Annotated in this window: 1 protein-coding gene; it reads left to right on the top strand. The window is 52.6% G+C overall.

Features of this window, described 5'->3' with window-relative positions; all coding sequences use genetic code 11:
• Nucleotides 1-1173, top strand: a 1173-nt coding sequence (locus EYC87_RS19395; protein WP_279254353.1) for a transposase, incomplete at both ends; no start/stop codon positions are given.

Consider the following 1173-nt stretch of genomic DNA (forward strand, 5'->3'; position numbering starts at 1 on the left):
GCCGTTGTTTACCTCGCCATGTCGCCCGAGAATTCAATGAGTATCTAGAGTGCGGGCGGCTCGAGAACGGGTTTCTGCGGGTCCGCTGTGAAGACTGTCATCGTGAGCACTTGGTGGCTTTCAGCTGCAAGCGCCGAGGTTTTTGCCCCAGCTGCGGGGCAAGGCGAATGGCAGAAACCGCCGCGCTGTTGGCAGATGATGTCTTACCCTACAAACCCATTCGTCAGTGGGTGCTCAGTTTTCCTTATCCGTTGCGATTCCTGTTGGGCCACAACCCTCAGGTTGTCACTACAGTGCTGGGTATCATTAACCGGTCAATCTCAACACATCTGATCAAGAAAGCCGGCCTCGACAAGACCACAGCACAAACCGGCGCCGTCACACTGGTACAGCGTTTTGGCTCCGCGCTAAATCTCAATGTGCACTTTCATATGCTCTTTATTGATGGAGTCTACCAAGAAAAACACAACGGAAAATTGAGATTTCACCGAGTTAACGCGGCGACCAACAGTGAACTCAATACGCTGGTGGGAACAATTAGCCAGCGCGTTGCCGGCCATTTGGAACGCCAGGGTTTATTGGTGCGAGATGATGAAAGCAGTTATCTGACGCTAGATTTACAAGACGACGATTCGATGCAACAGCTTCAAGGGCACTCGATCACCTATCGCATTGCAGTAGGCCCAAAACAGGGCCGCAAGGTCTTCACATTACAAACAATCCCATCCTGGGAAGATGATGATTTCGGCAGTAACCAGGTCGGTAAAATAGCCGGTTTCTCCCTGCATGCCGGCGTGGCAACGAAAACCCGTGAACGCAAAAAACTGGAACGGTTGTGTCGCTACATCTCTCGCCCGGCGGTATCAGAAAAACGGCTGGCACTGACCTCACAGGGTAAGGTCAGATATGCGCTGAAAACGCCATACAAAGATGGAACAACACACGTTGTATTTGAGCCTCTGGACTTTATTGCCAAAATGGCTGCGTTGGTACCCAGCCCCCGCGCTAATCTAACGCGCTATCACGGCGTTCTTGCCCCAAACAGTAAGCACCGAGTCAATGTGACGCCGGCAAAGCGTGGCAAGGGTAGCAGCCGTCAGGGCTTGCAGGGCACAAATAGTGCAGAGTCGCCAGTAAATGAGCACAGGGAAATGACCTGGGCGCAGCGACTTA

The organism is Candidatus Seongchinamella marina (assembly GCF_026262685.1).
Classification (GTDB): Bacteria; Pseudomonadota; Gammaproteobacteria; order Pseudomonadales; family Halieaceae; genus Halioglobus; species Halioglobus marinus.